The organism is Streptomyces sp. NPDC034086 (genome assembly GCF_055575515.1).
In genome coordinates, this window is sequence record NZ_JBVISM010000001.1 from 1,142,477 (window position 1) to 1,164,068 (window position 21,592).

Sequence of the window (21,592 nt, forward strand, 5' to 3'; positions counted from 1 at the left end):
CGACGGGTTGTCGGCCGCCGACGGTGGGCATCCTGGTGAGGGCCGGACCGGTGGCGGAGACGGGGTGGGCTGGTGAGGCAGCGGGTCGAGGTCCTCTGCGACGAGCCCGGCGTGCGGGTCATCGTCTGCTCCGGCGAGTTCGACCAAGACACCCTCGGGCCTCTGCGGGCGGCCGCCGAGGCCGCGGTGGCCGATGCGGCCGTGCGGTGGATCGCGCTCGACGTCACCGGCGTGGAGTTCGCGGACTCCACCCTCCTCAACCTGCTGCTGTGGCTGCTGTGTACAGGGCGTCTGGTCCTCATCGGTCCCACTCCGCACCGCCTGAACCGGGTGTTCGACCTGACCCAGGCCGGCGACCTCTTCCGGGTCGTGGACAGCGTGGAAGAGGCGCGCCGGCTGTAGCCGCGGCGCGGGGCCCGACGGCCGCGGGGTGCCCCCGGGCACGGCGAGGCCCCCGCCCCAGGGGGAGGGGGGCGGGGGCCCGGCCGTGCAGGACACCCGTGCCGGATCAGTGGCGGAAGGCGTCCTTGGTCTTCTCCTTGGCCTGGCGTGCGTCGCCCTTGGCCTGATCGGCGCGGCCCTCGGCGACCATACGGTCGTTGCCGACGGCGCGGCCGACGGCTTCCTCGGCCTTGCCCTTGGCCTGCTCGGCGTGTGCCTTGGCCTTCTGTTCACCCGACATGGTGACCTCCTCGTCGATGTACCGGCTCGGTCGTGAACGCTCTCTTGCTCGCGTCCGGCGACCGTAAACCCCCCGGTTGTGGAACGAGGCCGACCCGCGCGCGACCTGCATGGCCCCCCGAGCTCGGGGCACAGGCCCGTGAGGACGGTTCGTCGTCAGGAGCGTCAGGAGGTGGTGGCGGTGCGCGCTACGAAGGTGCTGGATTCCTTTCCCGCCGGTCATCCGCACGGAAGCTGGTTCGCCGAGGAGTACGCGGCCCGGTGCCGGGAGCGGGGCGAGCGGGCGACCGTGGTGATGGACCTGGAGAGGGACGCCTTCCTGGTCGTGACCCCGGACCCGGACACGGCGCGGAACCCGGCCGCGTAAGGGCGTCCCCAGGCCGCCCCGCCACGTCACCCGGCCCAGTGCACCCGCCCCTGATGGATCAGGCGGAGCTGGCGGCGGGCGGTGCCGAGGGCGGCCGCCCAGTCCTCACCCCGCAACGAGGCGGCGAGGAACGCCGACGCCGTCATGAACATGTGGTCCACCAGGAGCCGCGAAAGCATCGTCACGTCGTCGGCGTCCCAGTCCGCGCTCAGGGGATCGGCCCCGAGCGCGGCCCCTATCTCCTCGGCGAAGGCGTCGAGTTGCCCGGCGATGGCCTCGCGAACCGCCGGTACTCCGCCGTGGCGCTCGCGCACCAGGAAACGGACGTGCGCGGGCCGGCGGCGCACCAGTTCGGCGATGAGCCCCACCGCGGCGTCACCGCGCTGCTCGGCGTCCCCGGTCGCGGCGAGGATGCCCCGCACCGTCTCGTGCAGGCTCGCCAGCGCCTCTTCGACCAGCGCGGCTCCCAGATCGCCGACGCCCCGGAAGTGGCGGTAGAAGGCGGTGGGAGTGACCCCGGCTGCCCGGGCGATCTCCCTGAGGCCGAGACTGCCGAGGCTGCGCTCCTCCAGCTCCGACAAGGCCGCGTCGAGGAGGGCGCGCCGGGTTCGGCGGCGCTGGGTCTCGCGGACCCCGGTGTGCGGACTCATGACGCGCAGTCAACCGCGTCCCATCGGGCGGCGCCAGCATGAGGCGAACTGAACTGGGTAGTCAGTGAACAACTGTTACCTCAATAGGAGGACGTCTCATGCTCTTCCTCGTAGGTGCGTTGCTGGTGTTCGGGGTCGTCCTCGGCACCGTGGCTCACGTTCCCGTTCCCGTCAGCGTGGTGGCCGGCCTGGCCATCGCCCTGTGGCTCGCCGTCTTCCTCGCGCGCGAGCGCTTCTCGGACCGCCGCCTGCCAGGACGGCCGCACTCCGGACGAGGGGGCCGGCGATGAACTCTCGTACCGTGTCCCCCGGCCGCACCACGACCCGGCTCCGCGCCCGGGACGGCGACGCGATGGCCGTCGCGGCCTTCGTCCTGGGGCTCGTGGGCCTCCTCGTGATGAACCTGCTCCTCGGTCCGACCGCCGTCGTCCTCGGCGTACTCGCCCTTCGGCGGCACACGGCCCGACCGGGCCGGGCCCGCCTGGGCATCGCGCTGGGCGTGGCGGACCTGGTGGTCCTCGCCTGTTTCGTCACCGCCGACGGGACGTGGTCGTGGAGCGTGACCTGACGCTCCCCTCGCAGCAGACTGGCCAGCAGCCCGCAGAAGCCCCGCCTTGTTTCGCTGCGTGGCGCCGCAGTGGCTCGTAGGTCTGCTGGGGACGGCTAGGGGCGGGTCTCTCGTGCAACGAGGTGAAGCCGATCCCGCGTGCGTTTCGCCATCCTCGCAGCCAGCTACTGGACGCCACACACCCAGGCTGGCCGCTGGTGGAGCAGGCAGCCCGGGTGGTGGACCGCCCCAGCATCAGCCGGCCGCGTTGGGCGACCCGGACGTGCGGGGGCCGTGGACCCGTCTCAGTTGCCGATGCCGGAGCTGCCGATGCCTGAGTTGCCGATGCCGTGGCTGCCGATGCCCGTGTTGGCGATGCCCGCGTTGCCCAGACCCCCGTTGGCGATGCCCGCGTTGCCGATGCCGTCGTTGAAAGCGCCTGCATTGCCGACGCCTGCATTGCCGATGCCTGCGTTGCCCACGCCGTCGGCGCTGGCCGCGCCGGCGCCGCAGATGGCCAGCACTGCCGCGGCACCCAGCGCGGCCGCCACACGGAGAAGAGTTGTTCGCATAGTCGTGTACCTCCTACTTCGTGACAATTTGCCCCTTATCTCTAGCATGCGCCGGCACGGGATACGGGGATAAGGCTCCGAAGCCGCCGTGTCGCCCGGGCGCCCCGACCGACGGCGTGCGAGCCGCAGATCGGCGGCCCGGAAGACCCGCACACCGCCGAGGCAGCCGTCGTCCCGGAGCATCGCTGTACCGATTCCCTCAGCGTCAACGGCGTGACGGCGACGAGCCCGGGGCGGTGTCCTCTGCGTGGACTCGGGGCACGGCCATAGGGTTCGTGTCACGACCGTGCCCCCGTACGCGGTGCCCGCCCCCGACCCGTCTCACGAGACGAGGCACAGCCCACGAAGCAGGGGCCGCGGTAGTTGGCGCGGAAGGAAGCGGTTGCGTCCTTGTCGGCGGGCAGCGCTGGCGGTGCCTCCTGACGGTGAGGCGGCTGGTCGTCGATCGTCCAGTGGCCAGGCGGTGATCCCTGGTCGCGGAAGTCCAGTCTGGTGGGGGAAGGGCTGCGTGTAGGTGCCGCCATCTCGCGCCGTCGTGCTGAAGCCGGCCAGGGTCCAGCCGTGGCAGGCGGGTATGAGCCCCACCCTGTGGCGATACCCGTCGTTGAACTTGATGGTCACGTTGCAGGTCACCAAGGGCACTACCACGGCAAAGGTGTCGCTGCACTCCTGGTACGGGACGAAGGCGGCGACCCTGTTCGCCGACATCAAGGCCGCCGGCCCGGCGTGCGGCGGTTCCATCAACGTCGCCCACGGCGCCGAAAAGGTGACGGTCACCAACATCGCGCCCCTTGCCGGTGACGAAAGCACGTCCTTCAGGGCGGAACAGGACCTGAACGGCAACAAGACGCCGATCGAGGTGACCCTCGTACGCAAGGGCACGACCCTTGCGACCTTCACCGCGCACAGCACCTCCGCAACGGCAGAGAAGCCGGCCGAGGTCGCAGCAGCCCAACTGAAGAAGCTCAACTGAACACAGCCGGCTCCGCCTTCGCAGCGGCTGCGTCGGCAGGCGGAACCCACCGTGCCACAGGCCAGATCGGACGAGGTCTTGGGCGGGTGGGCCGAGCGCAGCGCAGTAGATTGCCCTGCTTCTGGGACTCTGCCCCGCATGCCCGCAGCCACGGACACATAGTGATGTCCAACGAGCAGAACACGCCCTGGCTCTTCCCGACCCAACGACCCGGAAAGCCGCTGACGAACCGACGGCTCACAAGAAGACTCCACGACATCGGGCTTCCCTCTGAAGCCGGACGATGCGCCGCCCTGCTCGATCTCTGCATCCAGATGCCCCCGGCCGTGTTGCAACGGCTCCTCGGAGTCAGCTTCCATCGCAGCCGAACGGTGGCGGCAGGAGCCCTCAGAACCGCCTCCGCGGCCGAGGTGGCCCGTCGCTCAGATACGTGAGAGTCATGCAGGAAGGTGCTGGACGACCCCCGCCCACGGGAAGTCGCCCGTCTTATGAGTCGCGCGAACGCTCCAGCGTCCTGCGGGCGCAGGAGTCTGGGTCTGCTCCTGGAGACCTCCCTGGTCCGGCTACTCCACAGCGAGGTCCGCTCCGGCTACGGCGGAGTCCAGGAGAACCGCCGATCCATCGGTCTCCCACACCCCACAGTCCTCCCAGTCGGTGGCGGGATCGTCCAAGACGGTCCTCGCGGCCTCAAGCAGCTCGGCATCTGAATCAGCGGCGAGCCAGCGCACGAAGACGTTCTGCTCGGAGAGGTAGTAGGTCGTGGCTGGTTCGTCGGCCAGCACCAACCCTTCTTGTGTCGGTCCTCACCGAAGCCGGGCGGCCGTCCACCGCCATGAGGACCGCCCGCTGTTGTCAGCCCGTGGCCCCGGGCAGTGCCGTGAACGTCGCGCTGGCTGACCGGGAGGACACCGCCCCTTCTACTGCGAGTTCTCCGTCGATGGAGATGGCGCACCGGAGCCAGCCGTCGGGGTGCTCGGGGTTGGACGTGGTGATCGTGAGCATGGGCATCGCGTCGATGCTCGACATCACGACGTTCTGCTTCCACGGCGCGATGACGGCCTTGACCTGCTTCTCCTCTCCTTTGAGAGGGTTGCCGATGGCGTAGGTGACCTCGAAGGAGCCATCGCCGGTTACCTCGTAGGTGACCTTGGTTCCGCGTTTGCGCCGGAAAAGGTTGTGCATGTGGGGCCTTTGTGACAGCGGACAAGGTGAAAATCCGGATCATCGTCGCACGTGCTGTCGGAACACTGCGGGGTACGCGGCGCCGGCGCTCAAGAAGATCCACCGGTGCTCCCGAGGATGGGCCCCTTCCACCACGACCGGCTGTCGGGGCCGATGGGGTGCCTGAGTGGGGCCTACGCCCGGCGAGGTCAGCCGCTTCTGACACTCGGGCATCAACCGTGCCCAGGTGGTCGGCTGCCTGCGGCCGGAGTCATGGCCTTCGCGCTCCTGCGCCGCCGCGTGCCGGACCCGCGCGGGCAGAACCTCGCCGGTCCGGTACCCGTCGGCGGAACCTCGACCTGACCACGGCCCCGCCCTGCCACACCGGAATGGGTCTGCAGGCGGTCTGCCCCGCTCGACTAGCAGGGCCGCCTCGTAGCCGGCCGGTGGTGCTCCAACGCCGGTTCAGCCGGGGCACGCTCCCGAACGCCGCCCCGAGGCCACTGGAATGCGCCGCGGCGCAGCGTTGTTGATCAAGAGGCCCGCCCCCGTCGGTGGCGGGTGTCACGGAACGGGGGAGCACATGTCGTATCCGCAGTATCCGGAGCAGGTGTACCACCGCGAGGAGGGGGAGGTCAGCGCGGTCTTCCGGACCGCCGAGACCCCGCCCGAGTTCGGTGCGGCCGGTGGCGACGCCATCCACTACCTGGCCACCAAGGCCTCCACGCAGGGCGAATTCGGCCTCTACCGTGTGGAGATGAGTCCGCACGCCGGCGGTCCCAAGACCCATTTCCACAAGACCGTCTCGGAATCGTTCTACATCCTCGACGGTACTGTCAGGCTGTTCAACGGAACCGACTGGGTGGACGCCGCGAAGGGCGACTTCCTTTACGTTCCGCAAGGCGGCCTGCACGCCTTCCGCAACGATTCCGACGCGCCGGCCGAAATGCTGATGATCTTCGCGCCGGGCGCTCCGCGCGAGGAGTACTTCGAGGGACTCGCGGCCCTGGCGGACGCCTCGGACGAGGAGCGGACCGAGTTCTTCGTCCGGCACGACTCGTACTTCGTGGAATAGCACCGCCACTTCGGGCGGGCAAGGACGGGGCTGTGCCCGCCCATCGGCACGCACGGCCCCACCGTGTGTCCGCAATGTCGGTCGGGCCGTCACTCCGTTCGTGGTGCGACGTCATGAACCGACCGGTCAGGCCTGGGAAATATCGGACCGCTGCTGGCTCCCCCCCGATGGGTCGCCCGGTGCGGGACCGGCGGCAGGTCCTCGTACTCCGCTGGCCTCCTTGAGTTCTCAGCTCAGTCAGTGACGTCGGCGAGAAGGGGCAGTGCAGGGGCGGAGGAGTCGTCGTGCGCCTTCGACTGTTGACGGATTTCGTTGCACTGGAACGCGCGGGCTTCGTCCAGCACCTCGATGGTGAGGCCATCGATGTCCTGGATCGTCGGGCAAATGTCCCGGATGATCTCAGGCTCGTCATTGGCGATCGCCGGCGTGACGGCCATGCCCAGAGCTGCCAGTGTCAGCATCGATCCGGTGAGAAGCTTCTTGTGGTTCACGGGTGTGCCTTCCTTGCATCCCAAGCTGCGGCGCCCAGCGGTAAGCGTCGATGACTGGAGTAACCGGCAGAGCAGCCCTGCGGTTTCGACCGCCCGCATGACGAACAGGACCGGTGACGGCGCTCAGCAGAGGGCTACACCGTCGACGTTCGCCACACATCGGGCCAGTGACCGGAGGGCTTCCATCCGGCCCCGCGCTGCACCCGGCAGCGGGCCTGCTTGGCCGTGCCGCTCCCGCTTGGTGCAAGGTGCCCCCGATCGCACACGTTCGCGGCCGGGGAGGTCAGGTGGTGGAGGGACGGCTCTGTGGGGTGCACAGGGGACGGACGATCTCGGCGGCGTGGATGATGCGCTCGAGGTCGTGGTCGGTGAGGTCGCAGTGCAGGGAGAACCGTAGCGCGGTGCGGTTGCGGGGGGTGGCGGGAGGACAGAAGACGGAGGCGAACACGTCGTGCTCTTCCATGATGTCGCGTACCTGGATGACCGTCTCGTCCCTGCCGGTGGGCAGGGACACGATGTGGGCCCCCGCACCGCGAAGGTCGTACCCGAGACCGGTGAGCGCCTCGCGCAGGGTCGCGGCCACCTCGTGCAGGCGCGTGCGGCGCCATTCGTCGTCGCGGACGACGTCCAGGGTCGCGGCGATCTGTACCAGGTCGGACGGCACCAGGGTGGAGGCGAAGACGGCCGGATAGGAGGTCATCTTGAAGTACTCGACGAAGTCCTCGTCCGGGCACGTGATGTAGCCGGCCCGCTTCGCGAACGCCTTCGACAGGCTCATCGTACGGAAATGCACCCGCCCGCTCAGCCCGGCCTCCGCGACCATGCCCGCCCCGCCCGGGCCGTGGGTGCCCAGCGAGTGCGCCTCGTCGACGACCAGGACACAGCCGCTCCCCTCAGCCAGCTCGCACAACGCGCCGAGCGGAGCCAGGCTGCCGCACACGCTGTACATCGAATCGACCGCGATCACCCCCGGCCCGTACTCCTCGATACGCCGCGCCAGGTGGGCGACATCGTTGTGCCGGAAGGGCCGCACCTGGGCGCCCGCCGCCTGCGCCCCCGCCCACAACGACATGTGGGCCAGCACGTCCACGTAGACCGGCACCTCGGGCCCGGCCAGGGTCTGCAGCAGGCCGACGTTGGCGTCGAATCCCGACTGGCAGAAGACACCCGCCCCCGAACCGAGATACCGGGCCAGCTGCCGCTCCAGAGCCGTCTGCGGGTGCTCCTCATACAGCAGCACCGCCGAGGCCAACCTGGCTCCCCGCATCGCGTGGAGCGATTCCGTCACGGCGTCCACCACGCGCTTGTCGCCGGCCAGGCGCAGGTAGTCGTTGCTGTCGACCACGGTGGAGTCCGGACCCGGCAGACGCTGGCCGCGCAGGATATGACGGCCTCCCCACGGGCCCCGGATCCCGTTGGCGTGGAAAGCCTCCACCCGTTCCCGGACGAACAGGGGCAGCATCGGGCCGGCGGCACACGTATCGCACATGCAGCGCAATGTAGGCCCACAGGTCACCTGACCGGCTCTACCCACGCAGGCGCGTCTGGGTGGGCCACTGGCCCTGTGTTCGGGCAGCGGAACAACACACCGCGTCCGACGGCTACCGCCGGTCTTCCTTCACCCGGGACGCTTCTTCCGGATCTTGGGTCGGGCGGACTCCGCATGCCGCCGCCCGCGTCTGTATCGGCGGGGTGGCCGAAGTCCAGGTGAGTGGCCGGGGGCGAAGGGGCGGGGTTCCGAGCCCGTCCGGCAGCTGAGCCGGACGGGGACGCCCTGGCCGGGCACGGCGAGGCGGCCCCGGAGTCCTTCGCGGTCGAGTCGTGCGAGCGGACGACGGGGCCAATTGGAGCGGTCAGGCGGCCACGGTTGGCAGGTGAGGCCAGGGGGGAAGAAGTTGGGTGTCACTCTGGTAGCGAGGAGTTCGCATGTCGGGTAAGGCGCAGGTGTTCACCGAGAAGGACTATGGCGGAGCGTGTGCTGAGCTGGAGGTCGGCGATTACAACCTGGGCTCGGGCACAGGGTCTGTCGGAGAGGACACCATCTCGTCTTTGAAGATCAGCCCGGGTTACCGGATCACCGTCTACAAAGATCGTGACTGTGCGGGAGCCAGTTGGACCTTCACCACCGACACTCCTTCCTTCGACTACCTCGACGACGCGGTCTCGTCGGTGTCGGTTGAGGAACGTCCCAGCGGCTTCCCTGACTCGGTCGTTTTCGTCGCGCCGCCGCCCGTCAGCTGATGGTTTGACCGATCCGCTGACACTGGACCCTTGGCCGTCCGACCGGGATGGCCAACGGCCCAGTTTCGCTGTCATCGGATACCCATGACTGAACCGCAGATCGTGGTCCCGCACACCGCCAAGAGGAATCTGGCCGGGGCTCCCGGCCCGGGGGCCACGCGCCGGCAGGCATGCCGCCCACGGCCACCGCCACGACCACGGGGGCGGTCCGCGCATCGGTTGCGTGTAGCGCCGAGAAGCCTGCGCGGGCGCCGGCCGGTCACCTCTCCGTCGTCGGGGCGGCGTGCTGACGGGGGGAAGCCGCCGCCGAAGCGGCCTGCTGTCCGGCTGCCGCACCAGCGGAGCCGGACCATGACCACGGCCAGGGCCCGGCACCCTCCGGGGGTGTTGTGCCGCCGCCGCTTACCCCACAAGGTGAGGCCACCCCTCCACCGGGTGCAGGGGTGGGGCGCGTCGGTGATGGGTGCGAGGTCAGACCGCCCGCAGTTGCTCGCAGCCCTCGGGTTGTTCGGCGGACACCGCGTGGAGGGACGCCGTGGTGCAGAGCGTGACATCGATGGCCCCGGCCCGGCTGGTGCTGAAGCGGACCTCGCCTGCTCGACTGAGCGGCGACCTCTCGTGGGCTTGACCGTTCGCGGCGGTATGAACAGGATCATCCGGGCTCTCGCGGTCGCCGGCTTCGCCCGGTCGTGCCCATGACTCTTTCCGCACCGGTCCATGCTGCGGCCTCCGGTGGGTGTGCTTCTACGCAGAGCCGGGCTACCAGGGCGCATCGTGGTGCTGCCGGCCATGGGGATACGCCGACGTGCCTGGCTTCCTGCACGAGCGTGCCCGCTCCTTCGAGTCCCACTCCGACGACGTCGGCGTCTACGCAATCGACTATGTGGGTGGCCAGTGCTACTACCGCAGGATCTGGATGGGTGATCGGAACGAGGACTGGACTTGGGGCAGCCGGCTCGACGGCGTCTCCACCGACCCGCAGGGATGCGAGGCGAGTTGAGCGGTCCGCCGTGCGGCCCGGCCCCACGGCGGCGGAGCAGTTCACCCGTCCGGCCGGACCGGTGTTGGCCGGTTCGTGTGGCGGGGCGACGTCGGCACCGTCGACTGCCACGCACGCACGGCCGTGCGACACCGGCGTCGCCACGCGTGGTACACCGCCCCTGAGCTGCGCGAATACCGGCCCACGGTCGCTTTGGGTGTCCGCGTTGCAGTCCGGGGCACCGCCGTCCGGTGTCAGGAGGCAGGACGAAGGCCCCGGGGATCACGACGTCCCGGGGCCTTCACTACGTGGTTGGCCCCTCAGCCGCTGCGCTGGATTGATGGGCCGGCTCGGCTGCGGGGCCTCCGGGCAGGGGCCGCTCAGCTCCAGGTGGCGCCCTGGAGGTAGAACTTGCCAGGGTGGCGCTCTGGACGAAGCGCAGACAGTCGTCCTGGACGATCACGGGGCAGCCGGGTCTGTGGTCCTTCCGCCGGATCTCGTAGTAGTTGCCCACCAGGACCCGCCCCGTCCTGTCCAGCAGCGACCGGTGATCCGGCACCACCGCGGGTACAGCGCGGCCCTGCCTGCGGACGCCTTCGTCCTCAGCTCAGCCGGCTCTCGACGTGATCGGCGACCGCGACGACCTCCGGGGCGTCATCCAGAACCGTCCAGTACTTCTGCCCGGACGGCATTAGTACGCCTGCCCTCGATCGCACCGTAGCGGCGGGCCATTTCGCTGGGACGTCTATTCGGGGGTCATGGGCGGGGGAAACGGGGGCACAGAGATGGGCAGGGGAAGGGCTCCCCGGATAGGCCGGGCACTGCCCGGCCGGCGAAAAGGAAGGATGCTCCTGTGTCGCAGGTCGAAGAGTCCGTCGAGGTAGACGTCCCCGTGCGCACTGCCTACAACCAGTGGACGCAGTTCGAGTCGTTTCCGCACTTCATGGACGGAGTGGAGCGGATCGAGCAGCGCACCGACACCATGACGCACTGGGTCACGAAGGTCGGCGGGGTGACCAAGGAGTTCGAGGCGGAGATCACCGAGCAGATCCCCGACGAGCGGGTCGCGTGGACCACGCTGGGCGGTGACGTGAAGCAGGCCGGTGTGGTCACCTTCCACCGCCTGGACGAGAACAAGACCAAGGTGATGCTGCAGCTGGACTACGATCCGGAGGGCTTCGCGGAGAACGTCGGCGACAAGCTCGGGGTCGTTAAGCGTCAGATCGCCGGTGACCTGAAGCGGTTCAAGGAGTACATCGAGGACCGCGGCCGCGAGACCGGCTCCTGGCGCGGCGAAGTCTGACCGCCGGCCTCGCTGGGAGCGACCGTTCCCGCCGGAGGTCTATCTCGCTCTGACAAGGCGACCCAGAAGCCCTTCTGCCTCACCTGCGCGTCCACGCCGTAGGGCGACACGCGAAGGACCTGTGCCCGGGTTGCACTGAGGCAGTCGCCGGAGGGCGTCGCCTTGCCCGATGGCCTGCACTTCGACGGGGGCGTGGAAGGGCCTGCGCGTCGCCAGCGTAGAGGCCGACACGGTAGATGTCGCCGCGGTGGGACCAGAACAGCAGATCGCTGGTCCGCAGCCGCCTGCGGGAGGCGGCCGCGAGTACTGCGCGGTGGGATGCGGGAAAGCTGCGTACACGGCCAGTACGCGTACTACACAGCGACGAGCAGCCGAAGCCCTTGGTGCGGAGGCGGAAGATGGGCTGCGGAGGAACTTGCGGCGGCTGCAGAAGCCCTTTGACGAGCCACCCGGTCCGCCTCCGCCCCATGCGTAGGGGGTGATTTCCCGCTCGGCGTTGCGTGCGGCGAGCCACCGGCCGATGCCCTCGCCATGCCGGGCGACGCCCGGGACGATGGCCGAGAGGCGGGCGCCGTCGTCCACGAGCTACTTGAGGGAGGAGTAGTGCCGCTGACAGTCCACGGGCCACCCGAGCCCGCCGGGGTTCCAGTCCCCATCGATCGCGGCCAAGAGCAGCGGCTCGTCGCTCGGCGCGTACGGGGTCTTTCCCGGTTGCCTGCCGCGCCACGGCCAGCGTCTGGTGCTGCTCGGAGTAGGCCCGGACGGCGGCGAGGTTCTCGGCGAAGGCGGCGTCGGCGGTGTCCCACACGATCCCCAGTGTTTCCAGTCCGCGGCCCGTTCGTCGGCCGTGGTCCCGGCCCGGAACGTCCGGCGCTGGTCGGAGAGCCACCTGCCGAGCGGGTATACGCCTTCGGTGTGGTCGTAGGGGGACCTCCGGGTGCTGCTTCCGCTCGCGGTAGCGCCAGGCGGCTTCGATGCCGCAGCGCCAGTCCTGGCGTTCGGTGTGGAAGACCTGGTAGCTGATCCACTTCGCGATCAGTGCGGGAAGTACGCCTTGTACGTCGCCGCCGGGCATGCGCGAAGTTCCCCCGACCGTACAGTCCGGTGCTTCCCCTCGCGTGTGCCCGGCGGGTTCCGAGTCCGCTGAGCGGGTCCTTGGCAGCGGCATTAGCCCAGGATGACGCCTTGGTTGACGTCGAACCCCCGGAGCTGGCCAGCCTCTGTGGAGTCGTGGCCGTATCTGATCGGTGCCTGCAGCACGTACCTGGTGCCCCCGGTGGAAGTCCCGTCCGGTTTCATTTCCTGGGGCGGTGGCGGGAACAGGATGTGATTGGCGATCCACTTCCCCGGTTCAAGGGTCTCGTAGGAGAACGGGCCCTCGACGTCACCTGAGCGTTGGAAGGTGAGGGCCATCGACTGGGTCCACGTCTCGGTGAGCCCGTTAGGGGTGAGTTGGAGGAGGCTGTCCGGGGAGGAATCGATGTCCGGTAGCCGCAGAATCACTTTCCCGAACCGCGGGTGTAGCGCTTCCATCACGAAGTCGACGGTCCGCAGGCGAACGAAGTCGGCGCCGGCGACTTCGACCCTCACGACCCGGGAACCGATGAAGTTCAGTGTCGGCAGCGGCGGTGGGAGATTCACGACCAGTGTTGCCCCGCCGATGCAACTAAGGGTGAACTGCTGGCCGACCGTCGGCAGCACCGGCGGGGCCTGACCAGATGGCTTCACGGCAGCGGCTGCACGGGTGGCTGCTGCGCCCGTCACGAGCAGCCCCATGCCGGCAGCCGCTACAGCGTGGCCGAGCAGACGACGGCGACTGAGGGAGGATGTCATGCCGACGATCATCAACCTCGCCACCTCCCGCTGGGCCGGTTCCGGCCGCGATGTCCCTCCCAGGAGTGACGCGATGCAGCTGATCGTGTACCGGCCGGTCGACCAGAGGTGCTGGAACTCACCTTCGCGGAGCCCACTGGGCGGCGGTGGCAGTGCCCTGGCGGCAGGCTGCAGCGTCCCGGGGTTGTAACCTGCGCGGCCGCGATCGGTGCTCCGACCCCATTCCCGCTCAACGACGAGCCGGGCAACCTGTCACGCCCAGTCGACGCCCAGCTGCGTGAGGGCGGCGTGCTGGTCGGCGGTGAGCTTGTCGCGCCTCTGCTTGGTGTTGGTGACCCATATGCCCAGCCTGACGGTCACTGGCTCTCCTCGCCTTCGACGGTGATCTCCTCGCTGTGGGCGCGTGGGACGGTCCGGTGGCCGCCTTCCCGTTCGACCCACTGTGTGAGGGCTGTCAGGCCCGTTTGCGATCTCTCGGTTGGGGACAGTGGTGTGAGAGACAGTGGTCTCGTGGGGTGTTGGTGCAGCTCGGGGTCTGTTTTGGGGTTTGGTGTCACTGTCTTTGATGTGGGAGATCAGTGGGGGATCGCTGTCCTTGGCCTTTATCGTCCCAGGGAATGACGCTGTCTCAGTTTCGTCAGTTCTGATCTATCGGCTGTCCGGGGGCCGGTTGTGTGGGGCGGGTGGAAGAGGAAGTACAGCTCCCGGTCTCGGGGGGGCGGGTGGAGCGTTGCCGGCGGTGTCGGTTCGGGCGTTGCGGGGGCCGGCGGTGCGCCGGCTGTTGTCTTTGCGCCGGGGAGGGGAAGCTGACCACCGGGCATGTGCGGACGGTGGGTGAGACGTTCGGTGTGCGGAAGCGGGCGGTGTGGCGGTGGTTGGCCGCTGCGGAGGATGGGACCGCGGTGCCGGCGGAGAGCGGCCGGCACTACGGCAGGTTCATGGTCACTCCGGAGGTCCGGGCTCTGCTCGGTCTGTGGAGGGGGAACGTCGCCGCTGCCCATCGTGAGCTGACTGCTCGTGCGGCTCGGGGCGAGGGGGATCCGCCGCCATCGGTTCAGACTCTGCATCGTGCGATCCGGAGGGATCTGTCCGTGGGGGAGCAGGCGGGGCTTGCTGGTGGTGAGGGTGAGGCCCGGAAGCATGATGTGTTCCTGGCCCGGCCTCGGGGCTGGCGGAACCAGGCGTGGGAGGCCGATCACGTCCAGGCCCCGGTTCTGGTCTAGGTGGAGGCACAGGGCGTCGTCCGTGGGTGACGTGGTTTGTGGACTGCGCGACGAAAACGGTCATGGGAGTGGCGGTCACCGCGGGGTATCCGTCGCGGGAGTCGGTGCTGGCCGCGCTGCGGGCGGGGGTGCTGCGCGAGGAGCCGTTCGGGCCGCAGGGCGGGCTCCCGGAAAAGGTCCGGGTGGACCGGGGCAGGAACTTTTTGTCGAGGACGGTCGCGGCGGCGTTCGGTGCGCTGCTTGTCGAGGTGGAGGACCTGCCCGCCTACACCCCGCACCTGAAGGGCACGGTCGAGGGCCTGAACCGGGCGGTGGAGGTGATGTTCCCCGCCGCGCTGCCCGGCTACGTACGCCAGCCGCGCCCGGGCCGCCACCGGGCCCGACCGAAGGACGAGGGGCTGCTCGATTTCGAGGAGTTCACCGCCCGGCTGCTGGGCTGGGTGCAGTGGTGGAACACGTGCACCAGCCGGGTCCGCTGGGCGTGAAGTCGCCTCTTCAGGCCTGGGAGGCGGATCCGACTCCGGTGCGGGAGGTCAGCCCGGAGGAGTTGCGGACGTTCACGCTGGAGGACGACGGCCGGATCCGGGTGATCCCCACCCGCGGTGTCCGGTTCCGCCGGCGCGACTATGTGGGGCCATGGATGACAGGCCTGGCGGGTACGGGGGTGCGGGTGAGGTTCATGCCGCACCAAGATCACCGGATCGAGGTCTTCGACGCGACGACCGGCCGCTACCTGGACCCCGCGACCGTAGCCGACGAGGCGAGCCCGGACAGATCACCCAGGTCCGCACTGCGCGGGCCGCGCGCAGCCGGCGTCTGCGCAAGGAGCCCGCCGCGGTCCAGCTGCTGCCGAGCTGTCGGCGGCTGATCGGACGGACATGTCGAGGCTGGCGCTGCCGGACCTGATCCCGCCGGCGGCGCCTCCTTCTGACTGGCGTACCCCGGCCTCCCTCGCGGTCCGTACCCGGCCGCAGGCGTCACCCGCACCGGATGAAGACGAGCCCGGCGGTGGAGCGGAGGCCGGTGTCACCTGGTGCTGCGGGCGGTGGTGTGCGGTGACCGCGCCCACGTACCAGTACGTCGACCTGCCCGATGCCGCGATCGTGACCACGAGGGCGCTGTTGACCGCTCGGGAGAACATCGCGGACACGGTCGCCGCGCGGGCGATGATGTGTGACCGCACGAGCAGACCAGGCTGCCCAGCACCCCGCCCCCGTCCTCCCCGCCGCCGCGTCCGCGCCGGTCCCGCACCAGGAGCCTGTCCGGCCTCGACGCCGTACTTGGCCCGCGGTGGCCGTGGTCGCCGTCCTCGCCCTCGCCGTCGCCGGTGTCGGGCAGAAGTCGGAAGACGACAAGCGGGAGCAGGAAGCGGCCGCCAACGCGGCGGCCTACACGGGCAAGGCCAGCGCGAGCGTGGTGGCCGACGAGGTGAACGCGGACGTGATCGCCCGCTGGAGCAGGAACCGCGACCACGTCATCGTCGAGCTGAGCGCCCCGTTCGAACCCAATGCCCGCTACGTGCGCCTGGAGGCCTCAGGGAAAAGCGTGTCCAGCGCCCGGAAGGACGACCGGTACACCAAGCCTCCACAGCTGGACCTGCCGGTCCGTGACTCTCTGGCCGACGTGACCGTACAGGTAGAGATTGGCGGCAAGAGATGGAAGGAAGGGACCAGAGGGACTCTGCGGACGATCCGTTTCTCCCCCTCCGGCACTACCTACGACGCGAAGACCGGCGAACAGCTACCCCCCAACTGAGATCCCCACCCGCAGCGGCCGGGGGCCGAAGCCCCAGCGCGGGCGTCACGGCCGTTCGGCGGCCGGACTCCAGGCCGCGGGCCCGCCACCGCGCCATTCGATCAGCATGTCTTCCCGCCACTGGGCTGACTGAGCGCGCCCTGTCGGTCAAGGCCCGGCTCCGGCAGGGTGGGAGCGTCCGCGAAGTGGTCAACGGGAGGGGGCACGGCATGACGTACGTGCCACGGCATTCCATTGTCATCTGAGCGGGTCGGTCGATGGCGAGTGCTTAATCCTTGGGCCGGCACGGCACCGACCCTGGGTGGGCGCGTGAGGATCAGCACCGCACTTCACTGAGGCCGCTCAGGCTGAATCGTCCCCGGATCGACCGGGGCATCACGAGGGAAAGAGGCGATCATGGGGGAACTGGACGGCAGGACCGCACTGGTGACGGGCGGCTCGCGGGGGATCGGGCGCGCGGTCGCCCTGCGGCTCGCCGCCGAGGGAGCGCTCGTCGCGGTCCACTACGGCGGCAACGATGCGGCCGCCGCGGAGACCGTGGCGCGGATCGCCGAAGTCGGTGGCCGGGCGTTCGCGGTGCGGGCCCGGTTCGGCGAGAGCGGTGCGGTGGACCGGCTGTTCAAGGAGCTCGTCGCCGGGTTGGCGGACCACGGCGCGGAGGGCCTGGACATCCTGGTCAACAACGCGGGCATCCACTCGGTCAGTTCGATCGGGCAGCTCACCGAGGAGGAGTTCGGGCGGCTGCTGGCGGTCAACGTGAGCACGCCGGTCTTCGTGGTTCAGCGGGCGCTGCCACTGCTGCGGGACGGCGGACGGATCGTCAACATGGGCTCGGCGGCCACCCGGATCGCGGAGCCCGGCCAGATCGGTTACACCGTCACCAAGGCGGCCCTGGCGGCTCTCGGCCCGTCGCTCGCCAACGAGCTGGGCCGGCGTGGGATCACCGTGAACACGGTCGAACCCGGGGTGGTGCTGACCGACATGATCGCCCCCTACGCTGCGGTTCCCGAGGCGGTGGCCGCGCTTGAGTCGATCACCGCGCTCGGGCGGATCGGCCAGCCGGAGGACGTCGCCGACGTGGTGGGCTTCCTGGCGGGCCCGCAGGGGCGCTGGGTGACCGGCCAGACCATCGATGTCTCCGGCGGTACCTACCTCGGACCGATCGCGGCCGGGTGATCACCCGGGGCACCCTCAGGGATCGTTTCGAGGAATTGCTCGCCAAGACTGGGCTGCGCTACTCACGTCACCCGGAGAGTCCTTGCGGACCTGGCTGTCTGTGTGCCGCACCGACGATGTCGCGGGCAGGGCCTGGGACGGGGACGCCCGCAACCCTGTCGGCCTCTGCCTCGGCGACGCCGGCGGTGTATACGTCTTCGAGTGCCGCACCTGCCCGGAGCGCCCCACAGGACACTGCTGGGACTGCTCCTGGCTGGGACACCGACAGCCAGGCACCAAGCACTCAGCCGAGCCGTACCGGTGGGCGGCACGATCCCATCAGGAAAGCAAACAACTGAGCGGGACTCACCCTGCACTGGAGCTCCGGCAGCATCGAAGGCGCCGTGAACCGCATCAAGAAGATCAAGAGGCAGCTCTACGGGCGAGCCGGGTTCGCACTCCTACGCAAGGTGATCCTGCTCCAGTAACGCTCCGCTACCACTCCTCAGAACCGAGTATCGAGAGCGCCGGGGTGAGAGGAATGTGTCAGGCGGCTTTGTCTGCTGGTCATCGGTCCGACCAGTGCCCGACGGGGCGGTGGGGACAGGTGCGGCACTCGAATACGTAGACGTTGATGCCGCAGGTGTCCAGAAGGGTGGGGTTGAACGCCTCGGATTCCCATAGCCAGCGGGTCTCGGTCTTCTCGGCCGTCCGGTCTTCCTCGGGAAGCCAGGTGTGCCAGGACTCACTGTCGAATTCCCTCTCGGCCACGGTCAGAAGGTGCTCCATCCGGCCCCCGCACGTTGCGCAGTCCGGCCAGCAGGGCCCCTGGCTCCAGCCCGGATAGCCACCCAGCTTGATTCCCGGTGCGTCGGCAAGATGCGACGAGTACTGCAGCCCGGTCTCTGCCAGCAGTGCCTCGACACGGACTTCGAGTGCGTCGTGCAGATCCCAGGGACGGTCATTCCTCGGGTACTCGGTCACCTGCTCGGGGTGAACGACGCAGGGCGCCGGGTACCAGCCGTCGGGAAGCCCGGCCGTCGACGGTGCAGGTGTCGCCCCCACGTCTCCGATGGCAAGGGAGTCTCGCCAATACACCTGGGGCAGCGGGTGACAGTAGGTGCCGTGCGCGTAAGGACACCACAGGACCTGGAGGAGATCGGTGCCCTCTGGAAAGGGCAGGCTGGGTACGTCGGCGCGGTGGATCTGCACGATGGGGGCCATCGGTGAGGCAGGTTCGAGGCGGCTCGCGGTGTCCGGGTCATAGTGCTCGGCTTCGCACACCGGCCATGGCTCGTCGGCGGGCCACAGCAGCGGGCCGCCGACAGAGCTGTCCCGGCACGTCGGAGAACCGGGGCGCGGGTGCAGGCGGACGGACTCACGACGGAAGGGAAGCAACTCGGGGAAGAGGCTCTCCACGTCGACCGGGCGGTCGGGTGTGTGACGGGACATGTGCCGAACTCTAGAACCGGGGTACGACACCAGCCTCACCGGCCTCGCCGAGCTCTGGATCAGGGCACTGGATCCCCAAAGAAGAGAGCCAGCTCTATGGTCGAGCCGGATTCGAACTACTCCGCAAGGTGATCCTGCCTTCTGTGACGCTCCGCGACGACTCCCCAAGATCTGTGCCAGAACCCCGTTCTCGTGAACAAAGCCAGCCCTCGGCATCCGGAGGGTAGACGATGACGCGCAGGCCAGGGCTCATTTCTCCACCCTCGCGGTGCTCGCTCACTCCAGCATCCCCAGGGCGGTGTCCGGGCGGCAGTGGATGCACGCGGTGACGCCTTCGGCGAGGAGCCGGCGGACCTGTTCGGGCGCGGCCGGGGTGCAGCGCTTGCCGGTGTCCCAGCAGTCCCCGGTGGACGCGGACCGGGAGCCGGCCGACGCCTGTCCCGCGCTCGATCAGCCACGCCGGAGGGTCGGGCGCCGGCTGCTGCCGGGGCAGGTCGGGCGGCAGGACGGACACCGTTCAGCCCCCGTACTGCGCCTGCCGAGCGGCCTTGCACGACGCACACAAGGGGCTGGCGCCCACCCCGTAACGGCAGGTGGGAACGTGGCTTCTCTGCACTAGTCAAGGCGAGCCGATCTGAACGGCACCCGTCGTGGCAGATGGGGTGGCAGTGGATGGGCGGCGATCACCAGTCGCGGGTGGAGTTCGCGCCTTCGATCAGGGTCGCGCGAGCGGCGGACAGGTCGCGCCCGGTAGCTGTCTGCGCTTCGTCCACCAGGAAGTCCAGAGCGTCGAACAGCTCCTCGCGTTCCACGGTCTCGAACCGCTCCGCCGCCGAAGCCGCCAAATCAGCCGCCAGCGCAACGGCCGCCGCGAACACGGCCCGCACCGCGGCCCGCGCGGCGAACTACTCCATGCGCCAGGCCGCGGGCTCAGCCCAACAAGCCGTCACCTCAGCGGCTAACGCCCAGACCTCGGCCTCCAACGCCCAAGCGGCCGCAATCCTGGCCGGCAAGGAGGAACGCCTCGCCTCCCTGGCCGCGCACGAAGCACGCACGATCGCGACGACCAAGCGCCACGAGGAGATCGTGGCGGAGGCGAAAGCGGCGGAGGAGGAGGCGAAGCGCCAGGAGGAGGCGGGTACGCCGCTGGTCCCCGAGTGGGACGGCGCCGACACCCAGTTCTTCGGCCTGCTGCCCGAGGACTTCACCGACCCGAGGGACTGGGCGCAGGCCCTGAGCAAGCTGAGCACGCTCTTCGGGTCCCTGGGCCTCGCGCTCCAAGCCATCGCGAGGAAGCTCCCGAAGGCCATCGGGGACCGGGTCCTCCTCGCGGCAGAGGTGACGGGCCTTGTGTCATTCGGCCTCCAGGGGGTGAGCGCCTTCATCGCCGGACTGGAATACGGCTGGAACAGCGCCGAGTACCGCCAGTCCGTGGCAAAGCTCGCACTCCGCGGCGCATATCCGGTAGTCAAGGAGGTCTGGGACGAAGCCAGGGAGGTGGGCGCCGACATCCGCGACGCCGCGGTCTACGGCAAAGACGAGTTCGTAAAGATCGTCACCCTCGGCTGGCGCGACTGACAGCCACCCCAGATCCCACCCACCCCGGGGCCCGGCCGGGGCCGCCGTCACCGGGCCCCGGCCGGGCGGCTGTGCCCCCGCCGGTTGCGGCGCGAAGAGGTCCGCACCAAGCGCCCCCGGACGGCGGCCAGCTCGGCCTGGGAGAGCGGCCGGGCCCAGACGCCCGGACCCCGACGCCGTGAAGGGCATCCAGGGCACGGCCCGCCATCCGGACCGCGGCACCGTACTCGGCGCGCAACGTCGCATCAGTGGCTACATACGCGAGGAACTCTCCTGTCACGGCGGAAGGGCGGAAGGGGGGGCAGGCGTCAGCGCTGTTGCCTCGGCTCGTTCGTACCGATCAGGAGAAGGAACATGTTGCTGGCGGGCGGACAGCACGTCGGCGCATCGCTGACCGGCGCCTCACCCTCGCTCATCAGGTCGGTCAGGGCTTTCGTCTGCGCAGGGCAGGCGACCGGCGCGAGGGCCGGGAGCAGTGCAGCAGACATGAGAGGTCTCCTTCTCGATCGGACAGCGCCGAGAACGGCACCGTGCGCCCAGTCGTGCGCTTCGAACAGAAGTCACATCCATGGCAGTGAAGAAAGCGCAGCGCGCAGACCGCTACGCAACTTCACGAGGCAGCACGATGCCCGTGTCGGCCGGCTGCCGAAGCCCCAAGCCGGCCGCTGGCCCGACGTGGTCCAGTGCCGGGTCTGTGTGGTCCACCTTGCCTAATCCGACTTCGCATAGCCCGGCACCTGAACTCCGCTGTCGAATCACTGCAGGGGCCAGGGGCCAGGGGCCAGGGGCCAGGGGCCAGGGGGCGGGCGGTGAGGTGGATCAGCCCAGGGACGCGAGCGTGAAGTGCCGCACGGCAAGGGGTGCGAGGAGGTACTCGTCTTCCCCCGGCAGGACCACGGGCTGGTCCCGCCAGTGCTCGCCGGCATAGCCGACCAAGTCCTGCTCGCTGCGCCAGCGACTGACGTACAGCAGCGAGTCGGGCGGCGCGAGCAGGACTTCGTGGTCCACCAGCCCCGGGTACCGGCCGGGAAACTCCCGTACCGCCGAGACGATCATGTTGCGGAACACCTCGAAACGTTCAGGACGTACGCGTGCCTCGCTCACTCTGATGATCACGGTCTTCAGAGTGGCACGCGAGCAGACCCGGCGCCAGCCTCGTGCGGCGTGCTCTGTCGCGTGCCGACGGGCCCGGACCCGTACTGTGGAGGTGTGGACGAGTCGTGGTGGGACGCCGTCCCGGCCGACGGCGAACATCGCTTCTGGGTGCCGCGTGCCGCCCGGACCGGACCGTGGCCCGGCGGCCCCGGTGAGCACGAAGGCGGCCAAGGCCCCCTGACCACCCGCCGTCGGTACCGGCCCTTGTGGTTCAGCGCAGGCAGGGCGCGCTCACTGCTTGTTTGGGCCTGGTCTAGGTCCTGTCCGGCGGATCTTGTGACTGTCTGCTTGTCCGGTCGTTAGGTCGGGCATGGGGCGGGGTGATCTGACGAATGCGGAGTGGGTGCGGCTTGAGCCGCATCTGCCCGCCGCCGGTCTGCGCGGTGGGCGCTGGTGTGACC

The 21,592-nt window shown here is 69.4% G+C and carries 24 protein-coding genes and 2 pseudogenes; 13 read left to right on the forward strand and 13 right to left on the reverse strand.

What is annotated here, in order from left to right:
- Positions 1-72: 72 nt before the first annotated feature.
- Positions 73-402 carry an STAS domain-containing protein gene (locus ACZ514_RS05205; RefSeq protein ID WP_469124154.1) on the forward strand — a complete coding sequence of 110 codons (330 nt, stop codon included), beginning with the start codon at positions 73-75 and terminating at the stop codon, positions 400-402.
- 106 nt (positions 403-508) lie between these two features.
- Here ACZ514_RS05205 and ACZ514_RS05210 read toward each other — a convergent pair whose 3' ends face one another.
- The gene (locus ACZ514_RS05210) at positions 509-682 is read right to left on the reverse strand and encodes a CsbD family protein (protein WP_468173606.1); all 174 of its coding nucleotides are present in this window, start codon (positions 680-682) and stop codon (positions 509-511) included.
- A gap of 180 nt (positions 683-862) precedes the next feature.
- Between ACZ514_RS05210 and ACZ514_RS05215 the strand changes: the two genes are divergently transcribed.
- Positions 863-1,048, forward strand: coding sequence for a hypothetical protein (locus ACZ514_RS05215; protein ID WP_468173604.1), 186 nt, complete (start codon positions 863-865; stop codon positions 1,046-1,048).
- A 26-nt stretch (positions 1,049-1,074) separates the two neighbouring features.
- Here ACZ514_RS05215 and ACZ514_RS05220 read toward each other — a convergent pair whose 3' ends face one another.
- Entirely contained in the window at positions 1,075-1,698 is a 624-nt protein-coding gene (locus tag ACZ514_RS05220) for a TetR family transcriptional regulator (protein ID WP_469124155.1), read from the reverse strand.
- A gap of 98 nt (positions 1,699-1,796) precedes the next feature.
- Here ACZ514_RS05220 and ACZ514_RS05225 point away from each other — a divergent pair, with 98 nt between their 5' ends.
- Together ACZ514_RS05225 and ACZ514_RS05230 are read left to right on the forward strand one after the other, a co-directional pair.
- Entirely contained in the window at positions 1,797-1,988 is a 192-nt protein-coding gene (locus tag ACZ514_RS05225; protein ID WP_468173600.1) for a hypothetical protein, read from the forward strand.
- A complete protein-coding gene (locus tag ACZ514_RS05230; protein WP_469124156.1) occupies positions 1,985-2,266 on the forward strand; it encodes a DUF4190 domain-containing protein in 282 nt (93 codons plus the stop codon). Before ACZ514_RS05225 ends, ACZ514_RS05230 begins: the two co-directional genes overlap by 4 nt.
- Before the next feature lie 284 nt (positions 2,267-2,550).
- Here ACZ514_RS05230 and ACZ514_RS05235 read toward each other — a convergent pair whose 3' ends face one another.
- Entirely contained in the window at positions 2,551-2,796 is a 246-nt protein-coding gene (locus ACZ514_RS05235; RefSeq protein ID WP_468173596.1) for a hypothetical protein, read from the reverse strand.
- Positions 2,797-3,391: 595 nt separating this feature from the next.
- On the opposite strand from ACZ514_RS05235, the gene ACZ514_RS05240 reads away from it, so the two are divergent.
- Positions 3,392-3,790, forward strand: a complete 399-nt coding sequence (locus ACZ514_RS05240; RefSeq protein WP_469124157.1) for a hypothetical protein — start codon at positions 3,392-3,394, stop codon at positions 3,788-3,790.
- Positions 3,791-4,353: 563 nt separating this feature from the next.
- On the opposite strand, the gene ACZ514_RS05245 is transcribed toward ACZ514_RS05240, so the two are convergent.
- Together ACZ514_RS05245 and ACZ514_RS05250 are read right to left on the reverse strand one after the other, a co-directional pair.
- Positions 4,354-4,572, reverse strand: a complete 219-nt coding sequence (locus tag ACZ514_RS05245) for an Imm21 family immunity protein (protein ID WP_468175312.1) — start codon at positions 4,570-4,572, stop codon at positions 4,354-4,356.
- Positions 4,573-4,642: 70 nt separating this feature from the next.
- Positions 4,643-4,972 (reverse strand): hypothetical protein, encoded by a 330-nt coding sequence (locus tag ACZ514_RS05250; RefSeq protein WP_468175309.1) that lies wholly within the window; start codon positions 4,970-4,972, stop codon positions 4,643-4,645.
- Between the two features lie 562 nt (positions 4,973-5,534).
- Between ACZ514_RS05250 and ACZ514_RS05255 the strand changes: the two genes are divergently transcribed.
- Positions 5,535-6,026: a cupin domain-containing protein gene (locus ACZ514_RS05255; protein ID WP_469124158.1), complete on the forward strand. Its 492-nt coding sequence runs from the start codon at positions 5,535-5,537 to the stop codon at positions 6,024-6,026.
- A gap of 233 nt (positions 6,027-6,259) precedes the next feature.
- Here the strand turns inward: ACZ514_RS05255 and ACZ514_RS05260 are convergent, their stop codons facing one another.
- Together ACZ514_RS05260 and cqsA are read right to left on the reverse strand one after the other, a co-directional pair.
- Positions 6,260-6,517, reverse strand: coding sequence for a hypothetical protein (locus tag ACZ514_RS05260; RefSeq protein ID WP_469124159.1), 258 nt, complete (start codon positions 6,515-6,517; stop codon positions 6,260-6,262).
- A 283-nt stretch (positions 6,518-6,800) separates the two neighbouring features.
- Positions 6,801-8,006 carry an alpha-hydroxyketone-type quorum-sensing autoinducer synthase gene (gene cqsA / locus ACZ514_RS05265; RefSeq protein WP_469124160.1) on the reverse strand — a complete coding sequence of 402 codons (1,206 nt, stop codon included), beginning with the start codon at positions 8,004-8,006 and terminating at the stop codon, positions 6,801-6,803.
- 437 nt (positions 8,007-8,443) lie between these two features.
- Here cqsA and ACZ514_RS05270 point away from each other — a divergent pair, with 437 nt between their 5' ends.
- From ACZ514_RS05270 to ACZ514_RS05280, 3 genes are all read left to right on the forward strand, one after another.
- Positions 8,444-8,758: a hypothetical protein gene (locus ACZ514_RS05270; RefSeq protein WP_468175300.1), complete on the forward strand. Its 315-nt coding sequence runs from the start codon at positions 8,444-8,446 to the stop codon at positions 8,756-8,758.
- 805 nt (positions 8,759-9,563) lie between these two features.
- On the forward strand, positions 9,564-9,758 hold the full coding sequence (locus tag ACZ514_RS05275) for a hypothetical protein (RefSeq protein ID WP_469124161.1): 195 nt from the start codon (positions 9,564-9,566) through the stop codon (positions 9,756-9,758).
- An 832-nt stretch (positions 9,759-10,590) separates the two neighbouring features.
- The gene (locus ACZ514_RS05280) at positions 10,591-11,040 is read left to right on the forward strand and encodes an SRPBCC family protein (protein WP_469124162.1); all 450 of its coding nucleotides are present in this window, start codon (positions 10,591-10,593) and stop codon (positions 11,038-11,040) included.
- A gap of 1,167 nt (positions 11,041-12,207) precedes the next feature.
- Here ACZ514_RS05280 and ACZ514_RS05285 read toward each other — a convergent pair.
- Positions 12,208-12,885: a hypothetical protein gene (locus ACZ514_RS05285; protein WP_469124163.1), complete on the reverse strand. Its 678-nt coding sequence runs from the start codon at positions 12,883-12,885 to the stop codon at positions 12,208-12,210.
- A gap of 794 nt (positions 12,886-13,679) precedes the next feature.
- On the opposite strand from ACZ514_RS05285, the pseudogene ACZ514_RS05290 reads away from it, so the two are divergent.
- From ACZ514_RS05290 to ACZ514_RS05300, 3 genes and pseudogenes are all read left to right on the forward strand, one after another.
- Positions 13,680-15,067: pseudogene (locus ACZ514_RS05290) on the forward strand (Mu transposase C-terminal domain-containing protein); the annotation flags it as partial.
- Between the two features lie 319 nt (positions 15,068-15,386).
- A complete protein-coding gene (locus tag ACZ514_RS05295) occupies positions 15,387-15,851 on the forward strand; it encodes a hypothetical protein (protein ID WP_469124196.1) in 465 nt (154 codons plus the stop codon).
- A 396-nt stretch (positions 15,852-16,247) separates the two neighbouring features.
- Entirely contained in the window at positions 16,248-17,027 is a 780-nt protein-coding gene (locus tag ACZ514_RS05300) for an SDR family NAD(P)-dependent oxidoreductase (RefSeq protein WP_468175243.1), read from the forward strand.
- Between the two features lie 546 nt (positions 17,028-17,573).
- On the opposite strand, the gene ACZ514_RS05305 is transcribed toward ACZ514_RS05300, so the two are convergent.
- The 3 genes and pseudogenes from ACZ514_RS05305 to ACZ514_RS05315 all read right to left on the reverse strand — a co-directional run bounded on the left by ACZ514_RS05305 (position 17,574) and on the right by ACZ514_RS05315 (position 19,336).
- On the reverse strand, positions 17,574-18,458 hold the full coding sequence (locus ACZ514_RS05305) for a YwqG family protein (protein ID WP_469124164.1): 885 nt from the start codon (positions 18,456-18,458) through the stop codon (positions 17,574-17,576).
- A gap of 276 nt (positions 18,459-18,734) precedes the next feature.
- Positions 18,735-18,809, reverse strand: a pseudogene (locus ACZ514_RS05310) (DUF6233 domain-containing protein); the annotation flags it as partial.
- A gap of 332 nt (positions 18,810-19,141) precedes the next feature.
- Complete coding sequence (locus ACZ514_RS05315; RefSeq protein WP_469124165.1) at positions 19,142-19,336, reverse strand: hypothetical protein; 195 nt, start codon at positions 19,334-19,336, stop codon at positions 19,142-19,144.
- 34 nt (positions 19,337-19,370) lie between these two features.
- On the opposite strand from ACZ514_RS05315, the gene ACZ514_RS05320 reads away from it, so the two are divergent.
- Positions 19,371-20,036, forward strand: coding sequence for a hypothetical protein (locus ACZ514_RS05320; RefSeq protein WP_469124166.1), 666 nt, complete (start codon positions 19,371-19,373; stop codon positions 20,034-20,036).
- A gap of 308 nt (positions 20,037-20,344) precedes the next feature.
- Here ACZ514_RS05320 and ACZ514_RS05325 read toward each other — a convergent pair whose 3' ends face one another.
- Positions 20,345-20,524: a hypothetical protein gene (locus tag ACZ514_RS05325; RefSeq protein ID WP_468175210.1), complete on the reverse strand. Its 180-nt coding sequence runs from the start codon at positions 20,522-20,524 to the stop codon at positions 20,345-20,347.
- A gap of 331 nt (positions 20,525-20,855) precedes the next feature.
- The gene (locus ACZ514_RS05330; RefSeq protein ID WP_469124167.1) at positions 20,856-21,152 is read right to left on the reverse strand and encodes an antibiotic biosynthesis monooxygenase; all 297 of its coding nucleotides are present in this window, start codon (positions 21,150-21,152) and stop codon (positions 20,856-20,858) included.
- Positions 21,153-21,592 lie beyond the last annotated feature (440 nt).

What these genes read in the sequence shown, in the direction of transcription:
- cqsA (WP_469124160.1), bottom strand. Translation starts at nt 8,006, where the DNA reads ATGTGCGATACGTGTGCCGCCGGCCCGATGCTGCCCCTGTTCGTCCGG.
- ACZ514_RS05220 (WP_469124155.1), bottom strand. Translation starts at nt 1,698, where the DNA reads ATGAGTCCGCACACCGGGGTCCGCGAGACCCAGCGCCGCCGAACCCGG.
- ACZ514_RS05230 (WP_469124156.1), top strand. Translation starts at nt 1,985, where the DNA reads ATGAACTCTCGTACCGTGTCCCCCGGCCGCACCACGACCCGGCTCCGC.
- ACZ514_RS05325 (WP_468175210.1), bottom strand. Translation starts at nt 20,524, where the DNA reads ATGTCTGCTGCACTGCTCCCGGCCCTCGCGCCGGTCGCCTGCCCTGCG.
- ACZ514_RS05305 (WP_469124164.1), bottom strand. Translation starts at nt 18,458, where the DNA reads ATGTCCCGTCACACACCCGACCGCCCGGTCGACGTGGAGAGCCTCTTC.
- ACZ514_RS05300 (WP_468175243.1), top strand. Translation starts at nt 16,248, where the DNA reads ATGGGGGAACTGGACGGCAGGACCGCACTGGTGACGGGCGGCTCGCGG.
- ACZ514_RS05320 (WP_469124166.1), top strand. Translation starts at nt 19,371, where the DNA reads ATGCGCCAGGCCGCGGGCTCAGCCCAACAAGCCGTCACCTCAGCGGCT.
- ACZ514_RS05210 (WP_468173606.1), bottom strand. Translation starts at nt 682, where the DNA reads ATGTCGGGTGAACAGAAGGCCAAGGCACACGCCGAGCAGGCCAAGGGC.
- ACZ514_RS05240 (WP_469124157.1), top strand. Translation starts at nt 3,392, where the DNA reads ATGAGCCCCACCCTGTGGCGATACCCGTCGTTGAACTTGATGGTCACG.
- ACZ514_RS05270 (WP_468175300.1), top strand. Translation starts at nt 8,444, where the DNA reads ATGTCGGGTAAGGCGCAGGTGTTCACCGAGAAGGACTATGGCGGAGCG.
- ACZ514_RS05225 (WP_468173600.1), top strand. Translation starts at nt 1,797, where the DNA reads ATGCTCTTCCTCGTAGGTGCGTTGCTGGTGTTCGGGGTCGTCCTCGGC.
- ACZ514_RS05285 (WP_469124163.1), bottom strand. Translation starts at nt 12,885, where the DNA reads ATGATCGTCGGCATGACATCCTCCCTCAGTCGCCGTCGTCTGCTCGGC.
- ACZ514_RS05255 (WP_469124158.1), top strand. Translation starts at nt 5,535, where the DNA reads ATGTCGTATCCGCAGTATCCGGAGCAGGTGTACCACCGCGAGGAGGGG.
- ACZ514_RS05250 (WP_468175309.1), bottom strand. Translation starts at nt 4,972, where the DNA reads ATGCACAACCTTTTCCGGCGCAAACGCGGAACCAAGGTCACCTACGAG.